This window comes from Pseudomonas sp. SID14000 (assembly GCF_002165135.1).
Lineage (GTDB): Bacteria > Pseudomonadota > Gammaproteobacteria > Pseudomonadales > Pseudomonadaceae > Aquipseudomonas.
The window spans coordinates 69,010-94,253 of record NZ_NFZQ01000005.1 but is presented as its reverse complement, the minus strand read 5'-3'; the positions used below and the strand labels follow the sequence as shown (position 1 = coordinate 94,253).

General features: G+C 55.4%; 24 protein-coding genes and 1 pseudogene. 13 read left to right on the top strand and 12 right to left on the bottom strand.

The genetic code is table 11. From position 1 onward, the window contains the following. Positions 1 to 49: 49 nt before the first annotated feature. Together CAY82_RS09035 and CAY82_RS25945 are read left to right on the top strand one after the other, a co-directional pair. Positions 50 to 2,203 carry a hypothetical protein gene (locus CAY82_RS09035; protein WP_368681555.1) on the top strand — a complete coding sequence of 718 codons (2,154 nt, stop codon included), beginning with the start codon at positions 50 to 52 and terminating at the stop codon, positions 2,201 to 2,203. 4 nt (positions 2,204 to 2,207) lie between these two features. Next, positions 2,208 to 3,674 (top strand): hypothetical protein, encoded by a 1,467-nt coding sequence (locus tag CAY82_RS25945; RefSeq protein WP_140399096.1) that lies wholly within the window; start codon positions 2,208 to 2,210, stop codon positions 3,672 to 3,674. Positions 3,675 to 3,780: 106 nt separating this feature from the next. Here CAY82_RS25945 and CAY82_RS27040 read toward each other — a convergent pair whose 3' ends face one another. Both CAY82_RS27040 and CAY82_RS09025 read right to left on the bottom strand, forming a co-directional pair. Continuing rightward, positions 3,781 to 4,173, bottom strand: coding sequence for an antitoxin Xre-like helix-turn-helix domain-containing protein (locus tag CAY82_RS27040; protein ID WP_087501086.1), 393 nt, complete (start codon positions 4,171 to 4,173; stop codon positions 3,781 to 3,783). A gap of 170 nt (positions 4,174 to 4,343) precedes the next feature. After that, complete coding sequence (locus tag CAY82_RS09025; RefSeq protein ID WP_087500909.1) at positions 4,344 to 4,850, bottom strand: hypothetical protein; 507 nt, start codon at positions 4,848 to 4,850, stop codon at positions 4,344 to 4,346. Between the two features lie 90 nt (positions 4,851 to 4,940). Here CAY82_RS09025 and CAY82_RS09020 point away from each other — a divergent pair, with 90 nt between their 5' ends. The 4 genes from CAY82_RS09020 to CAY82_RS09005 all read left to right on the top strand — a co-directional run bounded on the left by CAY82_RS09020 (position 4,941) and on the right by CAY82_RS09005 (position 6,820). Next, positions 4,941 to 5,213, top strand: a complete 273-nt coding sequence (locus CAY82_RS09020) for a helix-turn-helix domain-containing protein (RefSeq protein ID WP_087500908.1) — start codon at positions 4,941 to 4,943, stop codon at positions 5,211 to 5,213. A 366-nt stretch (positions 5,214 to 5,579) separates the two neighbouring features. Continuing rightward, positions 5,580 to 5,789, top strand: coding sequence for a hypothetical protein (locus tag CAY82_RS09015; RefSeq protein ID WP_087500907.1), 210 nt, complete (start codon positions 5,580 to 5,582; stop codon positions 5,787 to 5,789). Positions 5,790 to 5,802: 13 nt separating this feature from the next. Next, positions 5,803 to 6,009 (top strand): hypothetical protein, encoded by a 207-nt coding sequence (locus CAY82_RS09010; protein WP_087501085.1) that lies wholly within the window; start codon positions 5,803 to 5,805, stop codon positions 6,007 to 6,009. A gap of 184 nt (positions 6,010 to 6,193) precedes the next feature. After that, on the top strand, positions 6,194 to 6,820 hold the full coding sequence (locus tag CAY82_RS09005) for a hypothetical protein (protein ID WP_087500906.1): 627 nt from the start codon (positions 6,194 to 6,196) through the stop codon (positions 6,818 to 6,820). A 407-nt stretch (positions 6,821 to 7,227) separates the two neighbouring features. Here CAY82_RS09005 and CAY82_RS25940 read toward each other — a convergent pair whose 3' ends face one another. Genes CAY82_RS25940 through CAY82_RS09000 form a run of 4 tightly spaced genes read right to left on the bottom strand, consistent with a single transcriptional unit; the run spans position 7,228 to position 12,673 of the window. Further along, positions 7,228 to 7,650 carry a hypothetical protein gene (locus CAY82_RS25940; RefSeq protein WP_140399095.1) on the bottom strand — a complete coding sequence of 141 codons (423 nt, stop codon included), beginning with the start codon at positions 7,648 to 7,650 and terminating at the stop codon, positions 7,228 to 7,230. Position 7,651: 1 nt separating this feature from the next. Next, positions 7,652 to 10,039: a hypothetical protein gene (locus tag CAY82_RS25935; RefSeq protein WP_170931057.1), complete on the bottom strand. Its 2,388-nt coding sequence runs from the start codon at positions 10,037 to 10,039 to the stop codon at positions 7,652 to 7,654. Beyond that, a complete protein-coding gene (locus CAY82_RS25930) occupies positions 10,008 to 11,639 on the bottom strand; it encodes a site-specific integrase (protein ID WP_140399093.1) in 1,632 nt (543 codons plus the stop codon). Before CAY82_RS25930 ends, CAY82_RS25935 begins: the two co-directional genes overlap by 32 nt. Next, the gene (locus CAY82_RS09000) at positions 11,639 to 12,673 is read right to left on the bottom strand and encodes a site-specific integrase (protein ID WP_170931056.1); all 1,035 of its coding nucleotides are present in this window, start codon (positions 12,671 to 12,673) and stop codon (positions 11,639 to 11,641) included. The genes CAY82_RS25930 and CAY82_RS09000 overlap by 1 nt, the downstream gene beginning before the upstream one ends. 201 nt (positions 12,674 to 12,874) lie before the next feature. Here CAY82_RS09000 and CAY82_RS08995 point away from each other — a divergent pair. Beyond that, positions 12,875 to 13,042, top strand: a pseudogene (locus CAY82_RS08995) (JAB domain-containing protein); the annotation flags it as partial. A gap of 349 nt (positions 13,043 to 13,391) precedes the next feature. Here the strand turns inward: CAY82_RS08995 and CAY82_RS08990 are convergent. After that, positions 13,392 to 14,999 carry an ABC transporter substrate-binding protein gene (locus CAY82_RS08990; protein ID WP_087500905.1) on the bottom strand — a complete coding sequence of 536 codons (1,608 nt, stop codon included), beginning with the start codon at positions 14,997 to 14,999 and terminating at the stop codon, positions 13,392 to 13,394. A 361-nt stretch (positions 15,000 to 15,360) separates the two neighbouring features. On the opposite strand from CAY82_RS08990, the gene rpmB reads away from it, so the two are divergent. Next, complete coding sequence (gene rpmB, locus CAY82_RS08985) at positions 15,361 to 15,597, top strand: 50S ribosomal protein L28 (protein ID WP_003258972.1); 237 nt, start codon at positions 15,361 to 15,363, stop codon at positions 15,595 to 15,597. A gap of 10 nt (positions 15,598 to 15,607) precedes the next feature. After that, positions 15,608 to 15,763, top strand: coding sequence for a 50S ribosomal protein L33 (rpmG, locus tag CAY82_RS08980; protein WP_003253507.1), 156 nt, complete (start codon positions 15,608 to 15,610; stop codon positions 15,761 to 15,763). Between the two features lie 70 nt (positions 15,764 to 15,833). Here the strand turns inward: rpmG and CAY82_RS08975 are convergent, their stop codons facing one another. Beyond that, complete coding sequence (locus CAY82_RS08975; RefSeq protein WP_003258971.1) at positions 15,834 to 16,193, bottom strand: cupin domain-containing protein; 360 nt, start codon at positions 16,191 to 16,193, stop codon at positions 15,834 to 15,836. Positions 16,194 to 16,388: 195 nt separating this feature from the next. On the opposite strand from CAY82_RS08975, the gene CAY82_RS08970 reads away from it, so the two are divergent. After that, positions 16,389 to 17,882 (top strand): aldehyde dehydrogenase, encoded by a 1,494-nt coding sequence (locus CAY82_RS08970; RefSeq protein ID WP_087500904.1) that lies wholly within the window; start codon positions 16,389 to 16,391, stop codon positions 17,880 to 17,882. Positions 17,883 to 18,011: 129 nt separating this feature from the next. Then, complete coding sequence (locus tag CAY82_RS08965) at positions 18,012 to 19,151, top strand: MFS transporter (RefSeq protein WP_087500903.1); 1,140 nt, start codon at positions 18,012 to 18,014, stop codon at positions 19,149 to 19,151. 44 nt (positions 19,152 to 19,195) lie between these two features. Here CAY82_RS08965 and CAY82_RS08960 read toward each other — a convergent pair whose 3' ends face one another. Together CAY82_RS08960 and CAY82_RS08955 are read right to left on the bottom strand one after the other, a co-directional pair. After that, positions 19,196 to 20,752: a phospholipase D family protein gene (locus tag CAY82_RS08960; protein WP_087500902.1), complete on the bottom strand. Its 1,557-nt coding sequence runs from the start codon at positions 20,750 to 20,752 to the stop codon at positions 19,196 to 19,198. Between the two features lie 60 nt (positions 20,753 to 20,812). Next, entirely contained in the window at positions 20,813 to 22,243 is a 1,431-nt protein-coding gene (locus CAY82_RS08955) for a PLP-dependent aminotransferase family protein (RefSeq protein ID WP_170931055.1), read from the bottom strand. 178 nt (positions 22,244 to 22,421) lie between these two features. On the opposite strand from CAY82_RS08955, the gene CAY82_RS08950 reads away from it, so the two are divergent. Continuing rightward, complete coding sequence (locus tag CAY82_RS08950) at positions 22,422 to 22,652, top strand: DUF1127 domain-containing protein (RefSeq protein ID WP_085615949.1); 231 nt, start codon at positions 22,422 to 22,424, stop codon at positions 22,650 to 22,652. Between the two features lie 144 nt (positions 22,653 to 22,796). On the opposite strand, the gene CAY82_RS08945 is transcribed toward CAY82_RS08950, so the two are convergent. After that, a complete protein-coding gene (locus CAY82_RS08945; RefSeq protein WP_087500900.1) occupies positions 22,797 to 24,089 on the bottom strand; it encodes an FAD-binding oxidoreductase in 1,293 nt (430 codons plus the stop codon). Between the two features lie 210 nt (positions 24,090 to 24,299). On the opposite strand from CAY82_RS08945, the gene CAY82_RS08940 reads away from it, so the two are divergent. After that, positions 24,300 to 24,653: a YkgJ family cysteine cluster protein gene (locus CAY82_RS08940; protein ID WP_013974780.1), complete on the top strand. Its 354-nt coding sequence runs from the start codon at positions 24,300 to 24,302 to the stop codon at positions 24,651 to 24,653. A gap of 2 nt (positions 24,654 to 24,655) precedes the next feature. On the opposite strand, the gene dadR is transcribed toward CAY82_RS08940, so the two are convergent. After that, complete coding sequence (gene dadR, locus CAY82_RS08935; protein WP_039581953.1) at positions 24,656 to 25,144, bottom strand: transcriptional regulator DadR; 489 nt, start codon at positions 25,142 to 25,144, stop codon at positions 24,656 to 24,658. Positions 25,145 to 25,244: the final 100 nt, after the last annotated feature.

Below are 25,244 nucleotides of genomic sequence, written 5' to 3'. Positions count from 1 at the left end.
TGCGAACGTCGCTTTCTTGTCCGCGCTTGATGGACTGCGAGTCTTAGTAATGGACTGGGATATGGAGGCGCCTGGTTTATCATATTATTTCCGCGGGCTTCACGACGCAGCCGAAGCAAAGTCACTCAAAGACACACGCGGCCTATTGGATATTTTTTGGGATTGGAGTGTAGAGGCGGAGCAAGCCGAGAGCGACGAAGACGTCCAAAATTTATTTAATAAAGCTGAATCGGGTGAAATCTTTGCGGCGTGCGTAAGGCAATTGGTAGAGCCTGGATTGTTCGGCAAACAACTAACCCTAGACTATTTTAGCGCTGGTGCGCTAAAAGTCGGAAAGGATGAATTGTTATATGAGGACGCGCTTTCCAGATTTTCATGGGGGGACTTCTTCGAAAGGTATGCTGGTGGCGCACTGCTTGAGCAACTCAAAATTTGGGCTAAATCTAATTACGATTTGATACTGGTCGACAGTCGAACTGGTTTTGCTGATGTTGCTGGTATATGTACTATGCAAATGCCGGATGAGGTCGCTCTATGTTTTGTACTTAACCGACAAAATATAGACGGCGTAGCGCGTGTGGCATCAGCAATAAGAGAACGGCGTAACGAAGAAATTACTATTCGCGCGGTCCCCATGCGCGTGAGTGGTGGTGCGGGCGATTCTTCAGAAGTTAGCGATGCTAAAGCTCGGGCGATAAGCGAGTTAGTGAGGGTGGGAGGTTTCTCAAGCACGGCCGTACATGAAGATTTCAAAAATTTAACCATACCCGCAGTGCTAAAATTTCCGTCATATGAAACATTAGCACCCTTCATAGTGTCGGATCCAAAATTTGACCAGTTGACATTAAACTATGTTCAGCTAGCTAGCCAGCTTGTAGGGAAAGTACTGCCGGTTCCAGTTTTGAATCCAAGGACACTAGAGCTGGTCAGGCGCAGGCTGCAGCCTCGTCACGCAACCGAAGAGTATCTTGATAATTTGCAATCGCGTGATCCAGAGTCCGCAGTTACCGATCTTCAGCAGTTGATGCAAAGTGCACTTGAGTCAGTCGTTAACGAAGACTATATTGATTCTGACTATGTGAAAGCTCTTGTTAAAGCTTGCGATGGATTGGCTGACAATTTAGGTGATTTGACCGAAATCATTTCAATAAAAATGTCAGCGGTTGATTTGCTTAGGGCGCTCGCCTTTGTCGCTCCAGATACATGGAGTTTGTTGCTTGTTGACAAGCTTGCGGAAATGGTAGATTACTACGGTTATGGATTAGAACACGAGTCACAATTAGCGCTTCTGGAAGAGCTTGATATTTTTCTGACTGACTCTTCTACGATTAATCTTAAACTGCGTAGAATTGAGTTCAGAAGGAAAGCTGCTTGGGTGTATGTCGAAGCCAAGAATATTGATCCGCTAAAGCGGACGATTGGGGAGATTATTACACTCAGGAAAGATTTGGCAGGCTTCAGACTTGCCCAGGATCAATTGGCGGAAGCGATCGCTACTGATGCAGATGTGCATCGTCTTAGGGCTGAAATCGAAATTCAGAAGGACTCCTACCAGCCTGCGCGTAGCGAGCTGTTAAACGCATTGACTGTTATCTCTCATTCTTCGGTAGCAAACGAGTCTGCGATGCTATCTAGAATGAAGTTCTACATTCATATACGATTGACAGAGTTTCCTAGGGCTTATATGAGTGTTCGGGAAGCAGCTGAGCACGCTGTGGCTGCAGCTTCGAATTCGTGGACATCGCAACATTTAGTTATCCGATTCATATCACTTGGCAGCTTTGTTGTGCAAAGTTCTTGTGATTCGTTGGCGGTGCAATTTTGCGAGGCGCTATTCAATACTGATAATAAAGTAAGTCTGCTGTTGGGTAATTATTATGGTCGATACCCTGAGCAGGCTCTAGAATTTTTCAAGATTGTTCGTGAACTTGTGGTTATCATAAGTAGGCATGAGGATAGGGCTCGTTCCTATCCAATCTGCTCATCGTTTTCTGACGCGGCATCGAACGTTCGAAAGGGATTAATTCGCCGTCGCCGTACCATGAATGATAAAACTTGGAGTGCGTTGGAGAACGAGTTCGACCTTTTGACGGGGCTCTTCGATCGAGTCGGTGTGCATGTTGAAACTCATGCAAGCGATCTCGAAAATCGACTGTTTATGCGAAATACACATCTTGGTCGGCCCGCTGAAGAGGACGAGTAATTAAATGTTATCGCCCGCTGACTTGTTCATTGAAAATTGGAACCATGCTCGTAAGTGGAGTGGTCCTGACGTCCAGAATTTTGTAACTCCGTGTGCAGAGTTTGAAATTTCAGTTCAAGAAAGCCTTCAGTTGACTGACGGATCTGACTCATATCAAGCCCTTCTGGATTTACAGAAAGGAGAGAATCCGAAAGTTCAAAATGGGAGGATGTTTTGCATTCTCAGGGCGATAGATAGCTTTTTTGAGATCGTACATCCTCGCACCCAGAGCCGTGCTAAGTTGATTGAAAAGCTGCCGCTTAATCATTGGTTGAGAAAGCTTGTTTATTCAAGGAATGAGGAGGGGGCATATTGCTACACGCAATCGCATCAGTTGGTCCCTCGGGGGCCATTGCTCAGATCTTCTCGTGAAGAGTTTGCATCTAGTGGATATGCATTCTCCGACCAGTTTGCGTTTCTTTCAGTTGTAGTGAGAGAAATGTCTATCGATGATAGGCCTATTCAGGTTTTCACCCGAGTCATTGATAGGTCTTTGAGTCAGGGGGCAGGACTATCACCTAGCTCAACGGGAGCTGAAAAGGTAGCCTTTATACCCGTCGCGCAGTTAGATGAACATTTGGTTATCACTCAGACCGAGTCAGATAACTGTTCCTATGTAGACTTTCGTCTTCATGAGAGTCTAGACGCGGCTGCAGTTATTGACGGCGTACTAGATGAGGTTGGGTTTGCTGATATCGTCATGTCAGGCGAACTGGTGGTCGACGCCGCTGCTGCGGATAGGCTGGGGCCTCTCCTTTCTGCAAAGCCTATTAGGACTAGGCTATTAATGGCCGGCTCAGGGAATACCGTCGAGACACAAGATGATCTACCCTGGAATGAAGCTAGAGTGCTAAACGGCTTGGGTGTCGAGCTTTGGCGGCAAAAGAAAATATGGCAGGCAGGTTTAGATGCAGCCCGGGCCAAAGACCTCAATCTAATTCCTGGCCCGACAGGTAGGCTCATGGAGAAAAATCATGCTGGGACAGAAGTTGTCGTAGCAGACATCGATAGCTTAGGCCGCTGTGTCATTTTAATCTGCCAAGATATTCAGTCTTATCCGTTAGCCTCGGACATCTTACGGAATTATCAACCTGACTGGGTGTTTGTGCCAATCATGGACTGGGGAACGGGCACAGAGCGTTGGGCTCATCAGCGCGCGTATGAGCTCAGTGCTATATCCCAGGCCAGATTTCTGATTGCCAGCAGCTTGTCAATGGTCGAAAAATTGAAGAAGAACGAGCAGCCTTGTGGGTTGGCTGTAGGCCCCAGAGTAGGGTTAGAAGGGGAAGACGGGCGTGTCTGCGAACCGGCATTTGTAAAATCGAGCCCACATGGCTACGGACTTGTCGAGTGGCGTTCTACTTGGGGGAAGACTGCGGTTGCGTTTAAACCTAACGTACAGAAAGATTCAGATGTGACAATAGTTCATTAATTTTCTGTTGCGCATATTCGTTTTTAACTCGAGTGTTGCAGGATGGGGGCGATGCAAATAACCGTGTGTGCAGAGCATTCTGAGCCCCAGTCCTGCGCATCCATCATTATTGATCTAGCCATTCCAATTGCTGAATGCGTTTGAAGGTCTCGTAAATCGAAATTATGTCGCCATGGGACATGACGTCAAGTGGTGATCGTCCATCAAAAAAAGTATTGTCGTTCTTTAGGCCGGGGAAGCTGTGCACATTCAATTGGTCTCTAAAGACTGTCCGTAGCGTTGCATGAATGCCAATTACCAGGCCGATACGCTCCTGCTGATCTATATCAAGCCTGCCACCTGCGTTTCGGCCTTGATTAACGCGGCGAAAAGTTGACTGGGAGATCCGAAGAATCCTGCATGCTTGTCGAGGTGACGCTTGCCATTTATCAATAATGCGAAGTGCTACCTTTAGACCGACCGAGCATTGCTCTTTAGAAAACTGTTTGCTTATCACAATATGCCTCTTACATTCCCTAGCCAAATACGCGCTGACTCCGCTAGCGACTGCCACTGGCTGAACCGCTATAAGCAAGCGCGGCCTCTTCTGCTCGTCAACCAAGTCTTTAATCGCCTCTGTGCAGAAGCGGCGATTTCGAAATCTCAGTGCAGATACACCGACCGTGACCCTCAGATTTCCACGCAAGGCTCATTCATCAACTTACTAAGCAATTGAGCTATCCAAGCCTGAAAAGCTTCCAATTCTGGGTCTACGTCAGTATCCACGTTGGATGCTTGGTAAATGCTTCGCTGGCTTTTGATGCTGCTGCGCGCAATTTCTTGGTTATCTGCAAAGAAGCGACCGGATGCGACATGGTAAGCATAGATATCGCAATGCCCACTAGCCGTTCCTACCTCCATTCTCATGAATTCTAAGATAGGCTCCACAGTCCAAACACCCTCCGTCCCCAGCTGAGGAGGCAGGGCAATCTGGACACCAACTACGGCCGCGTCTGAATTTGGTCTATCAAGCTTGTTCAGTAGGTCGAGAGCGATCTGCCCTGTTGGGCATATTTTTACGTCAATCACATCCTCCTGAGCGCTGAGGTCCAAAATACAAACAACGAGAAATGTCGACGAATCGTTGGAGCTCGCCCGTTCGCGGAATATCTCCACATCCACTCGCAGAGTCGGCATTTTTCACCTCCCAATCAAAATGAACACTATAGATTGTAGTCCTATAGGATTCAAAGAGGCTTGATAATTCCTTTTGTGGATTGAACGCAAATGGAGCTTAAGCAAGCCTTCGGTCAGGCGTTACGTAAGACCAGAGCAGCGCGTGGTCTCACACAGGAAGATTTTGCTGATGTGAGCAGCCGAACCTACATGAGCACGTTGGAGCGTGGTATTAAAAGCCCAACCCTGGATAAACTGGTGGAAATCGCTGCGAAAATGGATGTGCATCCACTCAGCCTGCTTACTGAAGTCTTCCTTCTCGTTGATGAGGAGGCTGACATCGAGGTGATTTTCTCCAAGATCAAGCGCGACCTAGGGAGGTAATGATCCTTCCCGGATCGTCGTCTCGCTCACGATTAGCACTCCATGCCAACGGTCAGGGCTTGGCCTTTTGGTTAGGATCAAGGAGACCTCCTCGCATCAAGTCAGCTCGGTGCAGTCTGAAATGGGTGTGACGATGCCGCCCATTTCGTGAAAAAGTTCCATCATGGAACTCTGTGCTATGGTGCTAGGATCCGCCATCATTCGACTCCTTGGCCTTTCGATCGTCTGTCCCACGAAGTATTTATGTGTCAGCGATCTCGACGGCTAGCGCGCGCAATCGGTTGAACCAACCCTGCTGGCGGTATATCCCATCCTCGGCCTTCGCTAGCGCCCTATAATGTCTTAATCTGGCGTGAGGGGACGGGGATGAAGCGAACATTGGAAGGCATGGCTAAAGCCGGTGAGCCGCTGCTGCGTGAAGCCCTTGAAGCGATAAGAGCACATCGAACTGCTCAGGATTTAGGTGCTCCTCGTGAAGAGGTAGAGCGCCTTGGATTGTTGGCAGACTCTCTATATCACGCCGTCGTGGATTTCCAGTTGCTGGAGACCGGCACCCTACCCGACTCGATACACTAACTCTGAAGCGCTGATTTCAATGAAAATCGAATTCCTGCTGCCTGATCACCCAGCCTACACCGAGGCGGTTGAGGCAATGCGCCGATACCACAAGGCTCAGGATTCAGGCGCGCCTGCGATCGAAGTAGAAAGGCTACGTATGATTGCTGAGTCTATGTTCCAGTCTGTAACAGACTACCAAATGAGAGTCTTCGGCCTTGCCGGCGGTACCGATCACTAATCGGCGAAAGTATCATGCGCTAGCGGCTGAAGCGATTGAGTTAAATCTGCTAAATAGCAGTTCGATGCGCTGATCGTAGCCAACAAAATGCTGCTGCCGTCATTGGCGATTGCTCCAGCTACGCGTGTCAACTATCTTGATCTGCCCAGCGAAATGAATTCACCTTTCAACGAGGCAACCGTTTATGCCTTTTGCTAACAACGAATGCGATGAGCTCCCAGAGCAATGCTCGTGCTCTGCGGACAATTCTGCTTTATACACAGCTCTTACTGGAGCTGTTGGGATCAGCGATATCGGTGAGAAGGCGGAATTCAGTATCGAGTCTGGCTACCGCTTGATTCGTGTCGACCACCGGCTGGATGAGGTGGGTGGACATGAGTTCGAGATCGCCCTGGTGGATGACGTCGAATTCTCGGTGGCTTATTATGCGAAAGTAACGCTACTGCAGATTCCTGCAGCGAGTAGCCGACCCGTCGCAAGACATCGGGTCTGGCGATCGGCAAGTATGCGCCATTCGCAAGTGCTTCGAGATATTTCTCGAGCGGTGCTTTATAGCTATCTCGTTCACGACTATGACCTTCTCTTCACGGAGGATGCGCTCATGGGTAACGGAAAATTTTACTGGTTCCGGCAGGTGTCTCGTGCGATAGAGCTAGGCCTTCACGTTTGCACCTACGATTCAACGAAACAGGTACTTGAGCCTATTTCAACTCAGCGCGCGCTGACGGATGTGCAGGACCAGACTTGGTCGGACGCGGCTCCTGAGAGCTTGCAAGCTCTCATCTCAATCTACCCTCTAGATAGACAGTAACTCAGTCAAGACCTCGATTTTTCCATCTACCAAAATGATCTTGTAGGGCTGAGGCGATGATCTGGCTAGCGACTATCAGTAGCAGGAATCGACTTTCACCCAGTTATGGAGGCAGCGCGGTTACACTACAAAAATAGGCCGCAACGAGTTCACCGCCGCTCTACAATCACCAGAAGCCTGAAAGGCTTTGCCCATAAGCAGGCTGTTTTACTACAGCAAACGCTCGGTTTCCCGCTGAGCGCTCGTTCTCTTTCTTATCAAAGTTATGGGCGAACCTGTTCGCGTTCCCTATGTGACTGAGAACGTCAATGGTAACCAAACCACATGTGGTGTGAAGGCGCCGCCCCAGCCTCGGTAGCTTAAGCCGCCCACGTTTGTGAGTCCTCGGTATTGATCTAGAATTTAGATTATTTTGGGTTTTTTTTATACTGATCATAAAGCTGATCGGGGGTGAATGAAGGGAAATGCTTTTCAATGTCAGTTGCAACTTCGCTGAAGTATAAGCGTGGGTCATGATTGTTCTCTCTTAGTTTGTTGCACGCGAGAATAAAGCTAAGAATCAAAATTCCATTTTCGTTTTTTAATTGTGAAACAATTGCCTCAAGTTCTGCGATGCGTAACTCCTGTGGTCTCCTCTTTGGAGCTAGTCGGGACCCTGCTCGATATTTCTCAAATTTATCCATTACGGACTTATCGCGCCAAAGGGTTTGACGGGATATCCCGAGTTCTTTCGCGAGTGATTCTTTAGTTAATCGGCGTAATGATCTGTTGACGATGTGTTCGTCTAAAATGGTGTGCGCTTTTTTGCGCCAATCTTTGAGTGTAACCATATCAAACACCATCTCCATATTCTGCGATGATAGTGTCGCAGCTTCTAACTATATCGGCTGCAAATGCAATATGCTGATCCAAAGGTTCGGCGTTATTAAGTTCGGCCAAAATACTGCTGGAAACGCATTTATAATTGGCATCGAGGGAGCTAAGCATTAAAAAATACTTGTCACGAAGCTTAATGATTGCATGTTTTGCTTCTTGGTCTTCAAGGTCTACCTGAAACGAAGTGCAAGCGCCAGAAGTGCCGTATCCTCGGACGCACATCAGGCCTTTGTCGCATGGTGAGACATATAGTTCCCGCGAGCAGGTACCCCAAGGGGTAAAGTGAAGTGCTCTAAGCTTTTCAGATATGAGAAACTCAATCTGGTTTTCCTCCATGTCATTTTCTCGCCATCTAACGACTGACCTGCCCAGAAAATCATTCGGCAAGTTATTGGGACGCATATATTTGCTCCTCGCATACTCTGCCCGTTCTTTGGCTGTTCGATAATCATAATGCCTTGTCTGCCTGGGGGCGCGTCCCATCCATAGGTCGACTGCGGCCTCAGAGGGGCCTGATCGCAAAATAGCTGTGGTGACCCACCTTCTGATAGCGTGAGGACTGAAAGAATAAGGCGCGCCTCGCTCATCTAAAATGCCAAGCCGTTTGAATGCGGTGATTTTTTGGCCCTTATCACATAAATAGTTGTAGTAATCAGAGCGCAGAATCGGCCGCGGAATGATACCCAGCTCAGCGCCGCCTGAGAAATGGTTCTCCCAAACCACAATAAGATGTTCGCTAAGCTTCTTTTCCATGCCTACTCGAACATTGTTACCTTGGTACCCGTCAGCTGTTTTGTTTCCCTCGCCATCAAATTCTTCGTTGAAGTGGGCGGCAAGAAATCCGGCATATCGAGTCTTTAATTGGTCTATGAGTTTTTCAATATTTATCGCCACGCATGATTTACCGCCAGTGTTGCTAAGAGCGGATCGCTTTACATCAGTCCATTGGTTGTGCCACTTTGACTGGTCATTTACGATGTGCGCCGGGTCAAAGATCCCCTCGTCCGTCATCTCCTCCAGCAATTTCCTTAGGTCGGCAATAAACCAATTTGATTTGTTTATAGATGAAGCTGATGCGCCGGAATATGTCGATATATCGCCCCACAGTAGCTTGTAACCGCCAAAGTTTTTTGAGTAAGAAGACCAATCCCAATTGTTAAATCGTTCGTCCAGCCATGCTACGAGCTTTGCAGCCCCTTCACGTGGGAGCGGGACAGCGCAGCTATTTCGTCTCCCTCCCTGCGAGAACTCTTTGGCAGATACGGAGAACGTAGCGACGAGCTCATCAATGAAATAATGCTCCTCATGAGGAAGCTCAGCTGTATCGAGTTGCGCGATCCTGTTGGGCGTTAAGGGATTTATTTGTCGATACTCTGCCAACATCTTTTTTACGAAGGAAAAACCCGAAGCCTCGATCTCCTTGGCTCGCGCTCTGGGGCCTTCGCAAGAATCAAGCAAATAAGTAAAGGCTTCATTAATGGGTTCCACCCATATGTCTGCCAGAGCAGTGGCGGAGGGTAGAGCTCCTTTTTCAGTTGCGATTAAAGAATAATGATGTCCTGTTGTCTCGTCTTTCTTAACAGCTCGCTTTGGTAGGCTACATACTTCGCCGACGCGCAAGCCTAATGCCATTGCGAAACATAGTGACTCCAGGCGAATTCGATCGTACCCAAGAGCAGGCTCTAGCGACGGATTTGCTTTTAACAAAGACCGGGCTTGAGAAATCGCCAGATGGATATTTTCCTCGAATAGCGCTTCTCTTTTCAGCTTGTGCTCGCTTGAGGTTATGTCGAGAGTTGAACGTATAGGGTTTTCAATTCCATGCTTCCAATTTATTATTTTCTCAATGAAGCGGTGGTCTCGGCCATTGGTTGAGTATGTCAAATTGTTTAGATATTTCACAAAGTTTGTAAGGCTGCAGGCTCGGTGGTACGCGGTTGTGATAGTGCTCACAGACTTAATGTTTAGAATTGTAGAATTTAATGTGGCGCGCGAAAAATTTATCCATAGATGGTCATTGTTACCCACGGTGAGGGCTAGCCATCGGAAGCTATTAAGGCGGCAAATTACTAAGCTAGGAGAGCTTTTATCAAGAATGTTTCTGACGGTATAGCATCGAGCTATTTTTCCAGCTGTGTCGCTCAAATCTGACTTTGAAGTTTTCGCCTTCCGGCCCGACCCAATCTCGGAAAAAAGCAGCCTATGCCCTTTATATCCCCAAGATTCGTCACTGAACGATCCTGATACAATACCTTTCGCAGAAAGTTGCAGGAAAACCAATTTTGCGTTCGCGTATATGTGATTGAGGATATCAAGAGGCTGCATTCTTTCCCCTAGCTTCATATTCAATAGCCAGTATTAATGATTTAGCGCCGTGTATAGCTACTTCTAGTTGCTGGCTGATTGGACCTGTTGAAGTATCAGTCATCAAGGCTTGGAATTCTTCGATGTCAACCAGTGCTTGCCTGTGGTTCGCGTTTTTGTTTGGTCTGAAATTTACGCAAGAATAGCAACTTACGGTGGGGTGAAAGGGGCAGGCAGACCCACGTGTACACTTACCAAGGTTGCCTATATTGATTTCACTAGACAAGGTTTCGTTGGCGTTGGTCAGGCGCCCTTGCCACGCCTCAACTGCTCTAACAATATCAGGGCTTTCGGAATGGACTCGATTTATAAAGTCATGAAGCTCTAGGTTGTATCGAAAGTAATATTTTATTGAGTCGACGCTGACGTGATCCAGCGCTTCAGCAACCTCTTCGGGTGTGGCTCCAGCGAGTACCATGCTGGTTCCCTTGGTACGCCGGAATCTATAAGCGGATATGTTCAAGTAGTAATCATCAGTTTCTCTTGAACGGTCCTTGGTCCTTGGTATTCTAAGTTTATAGGTAAGGTCTCGCATCATCTTTGATATTGAGTGCGAGTCGCAATGTAATGCGTATGGTAGTAATTTTTCATTGCGACAGTAACGTTGTATTCTTAGGTCGCTGCGCGCCTTCGCAGGGAACAAAGGTGTACCCAGTTTTGCTGCTTTTTTCTCGCCTATATATAAGCTGATTCTAGTGCGCATATTTTCCGCAACTGTTTGTGCTGTCGGGATGTGGCACTGGATTGCTTCGGCAGTGTCGTCGGCGATATATCGTCTTACAAAATTGCTTTTCGCTCGCCTTAGAATTGATCGTTTAGTTCCTTTTACGCACGGTACAGAAATAAACGGACCAAGTTCGTCTACTCCTAAATCTTCAATATGCAGCAGCGCCATTTGAATTGGTCGAAGCCCCCAGTCCCTAGCCAGGTAATAAGCGGCTCTTTCGGCTGTAGTGACTTCGACGAAGCTCTTCATAGCTTCTTCTATGAAAGATAGCTCAGTTCTAGTAAAAGGCCCGAAGTCTGTATCTTGCATGCTGACTAATGCGCCAGTGCTTTGGCGTGCTCTACGAACTTGGGCCAATGAAAATAGTCGATGCTCGCTGAAACCAACTAAATCTTCCTCAAGCCCCCATTCATACAAGGATCTTGCCGATGCAGCCGGGGCGTAATCGGTACTTGCTGCCCCTTCGTGTACTAATTTTTCACACCATTGAAAAAGTGCTTCAGCGATGTCATTGCCGGTTGATCCATAGATCTCAAGAGCAGCTATCTTTGACCGCACGACAGCAATGGCTGTGACGTTCAAATTTCGCTCCAAGCTATCAATCGTCCATCCACGAATAATCCACTCAACGTAATCATTATCGTGGAATCGCTCACCCCACGTGACTTTGCGAGAAACATAAGCTAAATGTTCGAAATGTAGATTCTTGGCCCAGTCTCCGGTGCTGTCGACAAGGTCCACGACTTGACCGTAAACTGTTATAAGTGTACTGGGATAGGCTTCGGTTTCGACTCCGTAGGTAAGGGCGACGCTCTCAGCCAGTTTTACTGGGTTTAATGTCGGCTCGTTCATTATGGGGTTAGCCTTTCCAGAACTGCTTTCTTACCCCTAACCATTGCTCCCAGCTTCTCAGAAAGAGCGGTTTTCGTGTAGCGCCGTACCATCGGGCTGCCTGAGACCCATCCGCCCAAATAGCTCAACACCTCCTCCATCATAATGCCGGAAGAAACGCCATTAGCATCGATTTTTCGCCTTATTTCAGTTGCGCCTGTTGATCTGAGGCCATGTGGATGGATTCTAACTCCCAGCTGTTTGATTTCTGGAATCTGAGAAACTTTTTTCAAAATATGGTTGAGGCTCATCGCTGCTATACGTCTACCATCGCGAGAACTCAGAAATAGGGACGTCGTCGGGCGCTTCGGTATAAGAAACTCATCCCTTACATGATCAAGGTAGAACCTCAAGACACTCGCAAGCTCCAGGGAGATTGGAATTATGCGGCCTCTTGTTTTCATGCTCGCGCCATCTCTTCTTTTGAGCTGATTAACCGTCGTGGGCTTTTTGATCGTTACGGTAGGTTCGTACCCCAGATCTAGGTCTGTCGTTTCGAGCAAAACAAGCTCACTCCGTCTGGCAAATGTTTCCAAGGCAAGAGCAATGAGTGCAAAGTTCCTCACTTTTACTCTTTCTTCTTTGAAGCAGTTGCTAGGGGAGCCAGGGTCTATTGCAGCTAGAATGACATCTACCTCTGATTTAGTAAGGTCGGTAGAGCATCGGGGCTCAGGGGATAGGTTTGAATGGCGGGTCATTCTTTTTGTGAGTTTTTTTAACTGATTGTCGCGATTTTTTTCAGCCTGAGCTTGCTCTATGAGCGACAATTTGGCGTTTTCTATATTGTAATCGTAACTGAATTTGATATAGTCCCTGAAAGCTTCAAGTCGACGTTGGCATGTTGAGCGACTTGCTGGCCCACTCTTGGTAGTACAGAGTTTCTGTGCGATAGAAGTTAGCTCTGGGGTGGAAAATCCTCTGAAGCTTGAGAAGCGCTCTTCAATATCAATGGCTTCAAATTCCGCCCATTTATAAACTATTGATAGGTCTCTCAAATAGCTTTCAAGAGTATTAGGTCGCGCGGCAATCCTTAGCTCCTCTACCCAGAGGCTAGGAAGAATGAGTGGGACACCGTCTCGCAAGAGATAAGGGCAAATTTCATGGTCGCGAACAAAGCGACGTATTTGGTACGAGGAAGGAGGGTTATGGTACATACGAATGGCTCATGCAACGTTATGCGTTACATGTTACATAAGTGCCACAACCATCCTTCAGGCAACAACGAGCCGAGCCAGGATGATGTGCATTTGACCCTGTCGCTGAAGCGGGGGCTGGCGTTGATCGATGTGCGGGTGCTGGATCACATCATCATCGGTGACGGGGAGCCGCTGTCGATGGTCGAGCATGGTTGGATTGTGGCTTAGGCAGGTCAATGCGGTCAGGGCTGCCAGGTGCCTGTCTTGAGGGTTGTGGCGCCTGGGAGATCGAGCGCCGCCCGCGCGGCGCTTCGCGGGGCAAGCCCGCTCCCACATTTGTTGCAACGTGCCGAACCTGTCAGGCCATGGTTGCTAGCCTTGGTGGGCTAGCTGGATTTCAGGGTTGGCACTGCTGCCGTCCCACTTGTCTCAAGGCTTGCACCAAGGCTGACAACGCCTCTCCCACAGGCATGGCCACGTTGCAACAAATGTGGGAGCGGGCTTGCCCCGCGAAGCGCCGCGCGGGCGGCGCTCGATCTTCCAGGCGCCACAACCCTCAAGACAGGCCCCCCAAAGCTTACCGGCTCACCGACACCTTGCTGAAATCCAACCGCCCGAACGGGCTCACCTGATACCCCTCGACCCCTTGGCGCAGCAGGGTCGCCGCCGTCGGGTGCGCCAGCGGCACCCACAGCGCCTGCTGCTGGATCAGGGTTTGCGCCTGCTGGTACAGCCGGCTGCGCACGCTCTGGTCGTTGGTGGTGCGCCCGGCGCTGATCAACTGGTCCAGGCGGCTGTCGCAGAAGCGTGCGAAGTTGGTCCCCGACTGCACCGCGGCGCAGGAAAACTGCGGGCTGAGGAAGTTGTCCGGGTCGCCGTTGTCGCCCGCCCAGCCCATGAACAGCAGGTCATGCTCGCCCGCCTTGGCGCGGCGGATCAGCTCGCCCCACTCGATCACGCGGATCTCGGCCTTGATGCCGATCTTGGCCAGGTCGGCCTGCAGCATCTGCGCACCGAGGCTGGGGTTGGGGTTGAGCAGGCTGCCCGACGGGCGGGTCCAGATCGTGGTGCTGAAGCCTTGGGCCAGGCCGGCCTTGGTCAGCAGGACCTTGGCCTTCTTCAGGTCCAGCGGGTAGCCGGGCAGGTCCTTGGCGTAGCTCCAGGTGTTGGGCGGGTAGGGGCCGTTGGCGGCCACCGCGGAGTCTTCGAACACCGCCTTCAGGTAGGCCTGCTTGTCGAAGGCCAGGTTGATGGCCTGGCGCACTTCCGGTTTGTCCAACGGCGGGTGCTGGCTATTGATGGCGACGAAAGCGGTCATGAACGCCGGGGTGGTGGCCACCTTGAGGTTGCCGTCCTTGCCGGCTTCGGCGATGTCCAGCGGCTTGGGCGACAGGGCCACCTGGCACTCGCCGCGCTTGAGCTTCTGCAGGCGCACGTTGGCATCGGTAGTGATGGCGAATATCAGCGGGTCGACCGCCGGCTTGCCGGCGAAGTAGTCAGGGTTGGCGCGGTAACGCACCACGGCGTCCTTCTGGAAGCGCTGGAAGATGAACGGCCCAGTGCCGACCGGCTGGCTGTTGAGCTTCTCCGGCGTGCCGGCCTTGAGCAGTTTGTCGGCGTATTCGGCGGAGTAGATCGAGGCAAAGCCCATGCTCAGCGTGGCCAGGAACGTGGCGTCCGGGTGGTTGAGGGTGAAGCGTACGGTGTTCGGTGCGGGCGCCTCGATCGCCTTGATCAGGCTGCCCAGTTGCAGTGACTGGGCATGCGGGTAACCGCCCGGTGCGGTCTTGTGCCAGGCATGGGCGGGGTAGAGCATGCGCTGGAAGCTGAACAGCACATCGTCGGCGTTCAGGGCGCGGCTTGGCTTGAAGTAGGCGGTGGTGTGGAACTTCACGTCATCGCGCAGGGTAAAGTCGTAGATCAGGCCATCGGTCGATACCGTCCAGCTGGCCGCCAGGCTCGGCACCACCTTGCCTTGCGCCGCGTCGAACTCCACCAGGCGGTTCATCAGCACATCGGCCGTGGCGTTGGTGGTGGTCAGCGAATTGTACTGCACCACGTCGAAGCCTTCGGGGCTGGCCTCGCTGCAGACGCTCAGTGGTGCGGCCTGGGCAACACCGACGGCGAACAGGGCGCCGGCGGCGAACAAGGAGTTGAACAATAAGGAAAGGGCGGCGGCACGCATGGTAACTCCTTGGCTGTCAGTGGCCCATCTGCCAGTGCAGTCTGGAAAAGGCCTACCCTAGTGTGCCCGTCGGGAAATGACCACACCCTTTTTCACAAAATTGGCGACGAGCGGTCGACGGGTGGCGGGGCCTGCCGCTATGCTGGCCCGGCGCGCTTGGCCGGCGCCGGAAACGTATCTTCTGTTGTTGTGGCCAAGTCTTTCTGGTATAAAGCAGCGCTCTTTTCTAGGGGCTCGGCCTGTCGCGTCAGCGTATCCGGTCGGTAAGACCTCCAGAATCACGGCGCCCAGGCGCCAAAGACTGAGAGATTAAGCGGCCAACCCATGCCGGGTTGGGCATGTGGTTTTAGAGGGCTGAGTCATGTCGAGAGTCTGTCAAGTTACTGGTAAGGGTCCAGTAACCGGGAACAACATTTCCCACGCAAACAACAAAACCCGTCGTCGTTTCCTGCCGAACCTGCAGCACCACCGTTTCTGGGTTGAATCCGAGAAGCGTTTCGTGCGTCTGCGCGTATCTGCCAAAGGCATGCGCGTCATTGACAAGCGTGGTATCGACGTAGTGCTGGCCGAGCTGCGCGCTCGCGGCGAAAAGTTCTAAGGAGAACGTCATGCGTGAATTGATCCGTCTGGTTTCGAGTGCTGGCACTGGCCACTTCTACACCACCGACAAGAACAAGCGCACCACTCCGGACAAAATCGAGATCAAGAAATACGATCCGGTTGTTCGCAAGCACGTGGTGTACAAGGAAGCCAAGATCAAGTAATTGATCGGCGACCTGAAAAAACCCGCCTCCGAAAGGATGCGGGTTTTTTTATGCCTGTGCTGGCCTCAGATCACTTCTGCTCGAACATCACATAAATCTTGCGGCAAGGCTCCAGCACCTCCCAGGTGCCCTTGAAGCCGGCCGGGATGACAAACCGGTCACCGGCACGCAAAGTCTTGGCCCCACCGTCCTGGTCACGCAGCACCGAAACGCCCTGGACGATCTCGCAGTACTCATGCTCGGTGTAGTTCACCGTCCACTGCCCAACCTCGCCTTCCCACACGCCCGCGGCAAACTGCCCGCACGGGCTGGAATAATGGTTGTAGACGGCCTGGTCAGGCTCGCCCTTGAGGATTTTTTCCGCTGCCGGGCGGTAGCGTTCGGCCTCGGTGATGACCTGTGCGAAGTCGATGATGCTGTCGATGCTCATGTGCGGCTCCTGTTATTGTTTAATAAAATGCACATCAGTAGGCTTTTGAGCCTTCTGTGTCAAATATATTGATAGTTTACACTGCCTGGTTTAGGGTGTCGGTAGCCAAAATGCCCTCGACACTTGGGCAGAATTCTGACAACGCCTGTGAGTCCTCAGTGCGGCGTTGCACCTAAACAAGAGGAGGAGATTCGTATGACCACCCTGACTCGTGCGGACTGGGAACAACGTGCCCAGCAACTGAAGATCGAAGGCCGTGCCTTCATCAACGGCGAATACACCGATGCCGCATCCGGTGAAACCTTCGAGTGCCTGAGCCCGGTCGACGGACGCTTCCTGGCCAAGGTTGCCAGCTGCGACCTGGCCGATGCCAACCGCGCTGTGGAAAACGCCCGTGCCACCTTCAACTCCGGCGTGTGGTCACAGCTGGCCCCGGCCAAGCGCAAGGCCAAGCTGATCCGCTTCGCCGACCTGCTGCGCAAGAACGTCGAAGAGCTGGCGCTGCTGGAAACCCTGGACATGGGCAAGCCGATCGGCGACTCGTCCAGCATCGACGTCCCGGGCGCGGCCAATGCCATTCACTGGACCGCCGAGGCCATCGACAAGGTCTACGACGAAGTCGCCCCGACCCCGCATGACCAGCTTGGCCTGGTTACCCGCGAAGCAGTGGGCGTGGTCGGCGCCATCGTACCGTGGAACTTCCCGCTGCTGATGGCCTGCTGGAAGCTCGGCCCGGCCCTGGCCACCGGTAACTCGGTAGTGCTCAAGCCTTCCGAAAAATCGCCGCTGACTGCCATTCGCATCGCCCAGCTGGCCATCGAAGCCGGTATCCCGGCTGGCGTGCTGAACGTGCTGCCAGGCTACGGCCACACCGTGGGCAAGGCCCTGGCCCTGCACATGGACGTCGACACCCTGGTGTTCACCGGTTCGACCAAGATCGCCAAGCAATTGATGATCTATGCTGGCGAATCGAACATGAAGCGCGTCTGGCTGGAAGCCGGTGGCAAGAGCCCGAACATCGTCTTCGCCGACGCCCCGGACCTGCAGGCTGCTGCCGAAGCTGCCGCCAGCGCCATCGCCTTCAACCAGGGCGAAGTGTGCACCGCAGGCTCGCGCCTGCTGGTCGAGCGTTCGATCAAGGACAGGTTCCTGCCGATGGTGGTCGAGGCCCTGAAAGGCTGGAAGCCAGGCAACCCGCTGGACCCACAGACCACTGTCGGTGCCCTGGTGGACACCCAGCAGATGAATACCGTGCTGTCGTACATCGAGGCTGGCCACAAGGACGGCGCCAAGCTGCTGGCCGGCGGCAAGCGCACCCTGGAAGAAACCGGTGGCACTTATGTCGAGCCGACCATCTTCGACGGCGTGACCAACGCCATGAAGATCGCCCAGGAAGAAATCTTTGGCCCGGTGCTGTCGGTGATCGCCTTTGACACCGCTGAAGAAGCCGTCGCCATTGCCAACGATACGCCGTATGGCCTGGCCGCTGGCATCTGGACCTCGGACATCTCCAAGGCCCACAAGACTGCCCGTGCCGTGCGCGCTGGCAGTGTCTGGGTCAACCAGTACGACGGTGGCGACATGACCGCGCCGTTCGGTGGCTTCAAGCAGTCGGGCAACGGCCGTGACAAGTCGCTGCATGCGCTGGAGAAGTACACCGAGCTGAAGGCGACCTGGATCAAGCTGTAATCCCGAGGGGCCGCTTTGCGGCCCATTCGCGGCACAAGACCGCTCCTACAGGGGTATGCGTTCCCTGTAGGAGCGGCCTTGTGCCGCGAATGGGCTGCAAAGCAGCCCCAAGAAATCAAGAGGTCAAGGATGCGTTGGGGTACCTACTTCGCCGTACTGGCATCGGTGCTCAGTGTCGGGCTGGCGCTTGGTGTGAGCATGCCGCTGGTATCCCTGCGCCTGGAAGCCTGGGGCTACGGCAGCTTCGCCATCGGCGTGATGGCCGCGATGCCGGCGCTGGGTGTACTGCTAGGTGCCAGCCTGGCCAGTCGCCTGGCCGGGTGGGTCGGCGTGCCCTCGGCCATGCGCCTGTGCCTGTGGGGTGGGGCGCTGTCGATCGGTCTGGTCGCACTGCTGCCCAGCTACCCGCTGTGGCTGCTGCTGCGCCTGCTGATCGGCATGTCGCTGACCGTGGTGTTCATCCTCGGCGAAAGCTGGATCAACCAACTGGTGGTCGAGCAATGGCGTGGCCGCCTGGTGGCGCTGTATGGCAGCAGTTATGCCCTCAGTCAGCTGGCCGGGCCGCTGGTGCTGGGTTTTCTCGGCTCGGATGACGACTTCGGTTTCTGGGCCGCGACCGGCCTGCTGCTGGTGGCGCCGCTGATTCTCCTTGGGCGTGGCGGTGCGCCCAGTACAGAGGCCTGCAGCGTCACCTTCGGTGACCTGTTCGCCTTCTGCCGGCGTTTGCCGGTGATCGCCTGGGCCATTGCCCTGTTCGCCTCGTTCGAGGCGATGATCCTGACCTTGTTGCCGGTGTACTGCTTGCAGCAGGGCTTCAGCACCGAAATCGCCCTGTTCATGGTCAGTACCGTGGTGGTGGGCGATGCAGTGCTGCAGCTGCCCATTGGTGCGCTGGCCGACCATATGTCGCGCCGCACCCTGTTTACCGGCTGCGCGGTGACCTTGCTGTTGTCCAGCCTGGCGATTCCGCTGTTGTTGCACACGCCGGCGATCTGGCCGTTGTGGGTGTTGTTCGGGGCCAGTGCCGGGGGCTTGTTCACCTTGTCGCTGGTGCTGATTGGAGAGCGCTACCGGGATGATGCGCTGGTGCGGGCCAATGCCCATGTGGCGCAGCTGTGGGGCATTGGCTGCCTGCTCGGGCCGTTGCTGGCGGGGGCGGGAAGCCAGTGGATCAACGGGCATGCGTTGCCGTTGCTGATGGCGGTGGGGGCTGCCGGGTTGGTGATGTTGACCCGACGGCGCGGGGCCTTCGAGCCTGCTTCTGCCTGATGGTTTTTTGGGGCCGCTTTGCGGCCCATCGCGACGCAAGGCCGCTACAACATCTTCTCCAGGCCAACCGCCTTGCTGATCCAGGCATTGAACCGCCGCCACATCCCGCCCGGTTCGGATGTGAGCATGCGCCGGCTGCCATTTTCCTCTGTCACCCATACCATCTGGTTACCCACCAGCGTCGGCTGGTAGCTCAAGGCAGGGGCCATACCCTGTACCGCCAGCGCGCGGGTGTATTCGGCCAGCTCCGGGCTGTCCACCAGCACCCCGACCTCGGTATTCCACAACACCGAACGCGGGTCGAAGTTGAACGAGCCGATGAAGGTCTTGCGCCGGTCGAACACGATCGCCTTGCTGTGCAGGCTCGAGTCCGAGCTGCCATGGAAGCTCACACCGTGCCGGGCGCTGGGGTCGCCGGGTTGGCGACGCAGCTCGTACAACTTCACTCCATGCTCCAGCAGCGCCCGCCGATACGGGGCATAGCCGCCATGCACCGCCGGCACGTCGGTGGCTTCCAGCGAGTTGGTCAGCAGCTTGACCGAGATGCCCGCGTCGGCGCTGTGGGTCAGGTACAGCAGGCCGGACTCACCGGGCACGAAGTACGCCGACACCAGGATCAGCTCGTGGTGCACATTGCCCAGGTCGGGGGCCAGTTGCTGGGTCAGCAGCAGTTGCGGGTCTGGTTCGTCATCAGCCAGCACTTTACTCGGAGCATCCCATAGCGCCTGGGCATGGGCCCAGATCAACTCGTTGCGCCACACATCCAGGCGCGGCTGCGACTGGTAGGCCATCAAGCGGTCATACAGGGCTTTGCGCTGGGTCCTGGCCTCGGCCAGCGACACTTCCAGGCGGTGGCGGCTGGCGCGCAGGTCACTGGCATCCGGGTCATGCCAGAGGAAGTCGGTAATCGGCCGGCTCAGAGCGCTGTTCCAGTATTGGTCGAAACTGTGGCCGAGCTGTTCGGCCACCGGGCCGACGCCCAGCAAATCGATATCGGTGAAGTTGAGGTTGGGCTCGGCATCGAAATACTCATCGCCCAGGTTGCGCCCGCCGACAATGGCCATGCTGTTGTCCACCAGGAACAGCTTGTTGTGCATGCGCCGGTGCTGACGCGACAGGTTGAACAGGCGGCCCACGGCGCGCGTCACGCCGGTGCTGCGGCCCAGATGCAGCGGGTTGAACACGCGAATCTGGATGTTCGGGTGGGCATCGAGGGTGCCCATGATGACGTCCAGTCCGTCGCTGGTGGTGTCGTCGAGCAGGATACGCACACGCACGCCACGGTCAGCGGCGCGTAGCAGTTCATGCACCAAGGCACGAGTGCTGAGGCCATCGTGGACGATGTAGTACTGCAGGTCGATGCTCGCCTGGGCGTTGCGGATCAGTTCGGCGCGGGCGCGGAACGCCTCGTTGCTGTTGGGCAGCAGGCGAAAGCCCGAACGGCCGCCGTAGGGTGCAGCCTGGCGCAGTACCGAGCGGCCGAAGGCTGAGTCGTTGGCGGGCAGCGCCTGGCTGGTTTCGCGGGGCGTGCCGATACTGGCACAGCCGGCAAGGCCAAGTAGTAGCGCCAGCAGCAGAGGCAGGGCTCGCTGGAGTCTCAAGGGTGGATCGTCCTGTGCAGCAAAGGCTTAATGGGTTGGACCGTGGCGGGCGGCGCAAAGTTACGCGCCGGCGCTTTCTTCATCCAGTAGACGAAGGGCGGTTTCACCAACCTTGCGCACGGCGGCTTCGATCTGCGGTGTCGGCCGCGCGGCGAAGTTCATGCGAAGGCAGTGACGGAACTTGCCCGAGGCCGAGAAGATGCTGCCCACGGCAACCTGCACGTCCTGCTCAAGTAAAGCCCGGTTCAGGCGCAGCGTATCGAAATGTTCGGGTAATTCCACCCACAGCATGAAGCCGCCCTGGGGCCGGCTGACCCGGGTGCCCGCCGGGAAGTAGCGGGTCACCCAGTCGCTCATCAGGTCGCGGCTACGTTGGTACTGGCTGCGCATGCGCCGCACGTGGGGCTGGTAGTGCCCGCTGGCGATGAAGTCGGCAATGGCCAGCTGCGGCTGGCTGGCCGTGCTGCCGGTGCTGATGTACTTCATGTGCAACACCCGCTCCAGGTAACGCCCGGGTGCCACCCAGCCTATCCGCAGGCCGGGGGCGAGAGTCTTGGAGAACGAACTGCAGAGCAGCACCCGACCATCGTCGTCGAATGACTTGAGCGTGCGCGGGCGCGGGTAGGTGTAGGCCAGGTCGCCGTATACATCATCTTCCAGAATGGCCACGTCGTAGCGCTGGGCCAGGCTCAGCAGTGCTTTCTTGCGAGCCTCGGGCATGATGTAGCCGAGCGGGTTGTTGCAACTGGGGGTGATCTGGATGAGCTTGATCGGCCATTGCTCCAAGGCCAGTTCCAGCGCCTCCAGGCTGATACCGGTGACTGGGTCGGTGGGGATTTCCAGGGCTTTCATGCCCAGGCCCTTGAGGGTCTGCATGGCGCCGTGGAAGCTGGGAGAGTCGACCGCGACGATATCGCCCGGCTCACACACCGCGCGGATGCTGCATGACAGCGCCTCATGGCAGCCGGTGGTTATCACCAGGTCGGCCGGGCCCAGGCAGCAGCCGGAGTCGAGCATCAGCCTGGCCACCTGTTCGCGCAGGGCCAGGTTGCCGTGGATGTTGTCGTAGTACAGGCCGGGCATGTCCTGCCGCCGGCTTAGCTGGGCGAGGCTGCGCAGCAGTGGCTTGAGGGTGGGGCTGTCGATGTCGGGCATGCCGCGGCCGAGCTGGATCACGCCCTGGCGTGGGGTACTGCGCACCAGCTCCAGCACCTGCTCCCACTGCGAGATGTCCACCGGGCGTTGGGCCGGGCGGCTGACGGCGGGCAGGGCCGGCAGGTGGCGGTGGTCGTTGACGAAGTAGCCGGACTTGGGCCGGGGCGAGACCATGCCGCTGTCTTCCAGCATGCGGTAGGCCTGCTGCACGGTGCTCAGGCTGACCCCGTGCTCCACACTCAGGGCGCGCACCGACGGCAGGCGCTGGCCGGGGCGGTAGAGGCCCTGTTCGATGCGGGCACCGAGCAGTTCGGCGAGGTTGAGGTAAAGGGTCACGGCATACTCCTGCGCTGCAATGACATGGCGACCGGTACAGTTGCGGTGAAAATACATCATTCAGTCGGCCGACGGCCAATTCTGTATGGGAATAATAAGGCTGTATTGGATCTGTATTGCCGGTGCTGCCGACGCGCATGCTTTCTCCACAGTATCAACTGAACGAGAGGATGCGGTGATGGGTGGCATGAGCGATGTGCGCTTGCAACTGTTGGCCAAGGAACTGGAAGCCGGGCAGCAAGCCAAAGTGTTCAACGCGCCGGAAGGGTTGGGGCGTTGGGGGCTGATGCTGCATCGCTGGCACACCCGCAGGGCGCTGCTGCAGTTGACCGATGACGAGTTGCGCGATGTCGGGCTGAGCTGGGAGCAAGCCCGGACCGAGGGGCGTAAGCCCTTCTGGAAAGACTGATGCGATCTTTGTGGGAGCGGCCTTGTGTCGCGAAAGGGCCGCACAGCGGCCCCAGGATATTTGCATCACTGCATGAATTGCCGGGGCTGCTTCGCAGCCCTTTCGCGACACAAGGCCGCTCCCACAAGGGGCAGTGTGCAGCTTTCAGATCAGCTCTTTCAGGCGATGCCACAGCATCCCCAATGCCAGCAGTGGTGAGCGCAGGTGCTTGCCGCCGGGGAAGGTGATGTGTGGCACCTTGGCGAACAGGTCGAAACGCCCGCTTTCCTGACCACTGATGGCCTCGCCCAGCAGGCGCGCGGCCAGGTGGGTGGCGTTCAGCCCATGGCCGGAGTAGGCCTGGGCGTAGTACACGTTCGGCTGGCTGGCCAGGCGGCCAACCTGTGGCAGGCGGTTGGCGCCGATGCCGATCATGCCGCCCCACTGGTAGTCGATACGCACGTCGGCCAGTTGTGGGAACACCTTGAGCATCTTCGGCCGCATGTAGCCGGCGATGTCCTTCGGGTCGCGGCCGGAATAGTGACAGGCACCGCCGAACAGCAGTCGGTTGTCGGCGGACAGGCGGTAGTAGTCCAGTGCCACGCGCTGGTCACACACCGCCATGTTCTGCGGCAGCAGCGAGCGGGCTCGCTCTTCGCCCAGCGGCTCGGTGGCGATAATGTAGCTGCCGGCTGGCAGTACCTTGCCACCCAGTTCGCGGTTGAGGTTGTTGTGGTAGGCGTTGCAGCACAGCACCAGGGTCTTGGCGCGCACCCGGCCCTGGGCGGTGTGCACCTGTACTTCCGGGCCGTAGTCGATGCGTGTGACCTCGGACTGCTCGAACAGCTTTACGCCCAGGCGGCTGGCCACGGCCGCTTCGCCCAAGGCCAGGTTGAGTGGGTGCAGGTGGCCGGAGCCCATGTCGACCAGCCCGCCCACATAGCAGTCAGCGCCGACCACGCTGTGGATATCGTCCTTGCCGACCAGGCGCAGTTCATGTGCGTAGCCCAGGCTGCGCAGTTCTTCGGCGTCTTCGGCAAAGCCCAGCAGTTCGGCAGGCTTGTTGGCCAGGTCGCAGTAACCCCAGGTCAGGTCGCAGGCGATGGCATGCTTTGCGACCCGCTCGCGGACGATCTGCACGGCTTCCAGGCCCATCAGCTTCATGCTGCGCACGCCATCCTCGCCAATCACCGGGAGGAATTGTTCCAGGCCGTGGCCGACACCACGGATCAGCTGGCCACCATTGCGCCCGCTGGCGCCCCAACCGAGCTTGCGGGCTTCCAGCAGGATGACCGAGAAGCCGCGTTCGGCCAGTTCGATGGCGGTGTTCAGGCCTGAGTAACCGCCGCCGACGATGCACACGTCGGCGCTGTGCTCGCCTTGCAGGAAGGAATGGTCAGGGTGTGGCGCGCTGCTGGCGGCGTAATAGGAGGCGGCGTGCTGCGCGCTATGGATCATTGGGCAGGTCCTGAGGCTGGTGGGCTGAGGCGAGGAGGATAAGCCGGGGTAGGGTGGTGGGCAACCAGGCGAGGGCTGCGCCCTCGTTCGCGGGTAAACCCGCTCCCACAGGGACAGCGCAATGACTGATGCATCCACAATCCTGTGGGAGCGGGTTTACCCGCGAATGGGCCTATAATCGAACTTATCTATTTAGCTTTGTACCCAGCCATGTCCTGCAACCGCCACAAGATCCACTTCCTGCGCGAACTCATCCCTTCATTCGAGTGCGAACCCGGCTGCCACGACTGCTGCGGCCCGGTCACCACTTCGGCGGAAGAAATGGCCCGCCTGCCGCGCAAGTCCCAGGCCGAGCAGGACGCCGCCCTGGAGCGCCTGGACTGTGTGCACCTGGGCCCCAACGGCTGCACGGTGTATGAAGAGCGCCCGATGATCTGCCGCCTGTTCGGCACCACTCCGCGCCTGGCCTGCCCGCGTGGCCGTGGCCCTGAACAGATGATCGAGCCCGCCGCCGAGCAACTGGTCCACCAGTTCATTGCCACCACCCGCCAGGTGCTGGTCTGACTTCAGTCCGGGATCGGCAGGCAGAGGCTTTCCTTCACCTCTTCCATGACGATGTAGCTCTTCGATTCGCGTACGTGCGGAAGCTTCAGCAGGATGTCGCCGAGAAGCTTGCGATACGACGCCATCTCGGAAATACGCGCTTTCACCAGATAGTCGAAGTCACCTGAAACCAGGTGGCATTCCAGTACATGTGGCAGCTTGAGCACCGCGCGGCGGAACTCCTCGAAGGTGTCGCCTGATTTGTAGTCCAGGCTGATTTCCACGAACACCAGCAAGCTGCCCTTGAGGTGCTGCGGGTTCAGCCGGGCGTTGTAGCCCATGATGATGCCCTCGCGCTCCAGGCGGCGAACCCGCTCGGTGCAAGGGGTGGTGGAAAGCCCAACTTTCTCGCCCAGTTCGGTGAAGGAAATACGCCCATCACTCTGCAGGATACGCAAGATGTTACGGTCGATCTTGTCCAGTTCACGCTTGCTCTGGTGCTGGGTTCTCATAGGGGATGCCCCTCCGTGAAAGGCGATTTCGCCGAGAATTCTCGCCAATAATAGGCTTTTATATAGTGAATTGCACTGCTCTCAAATTCCTATACTGCGC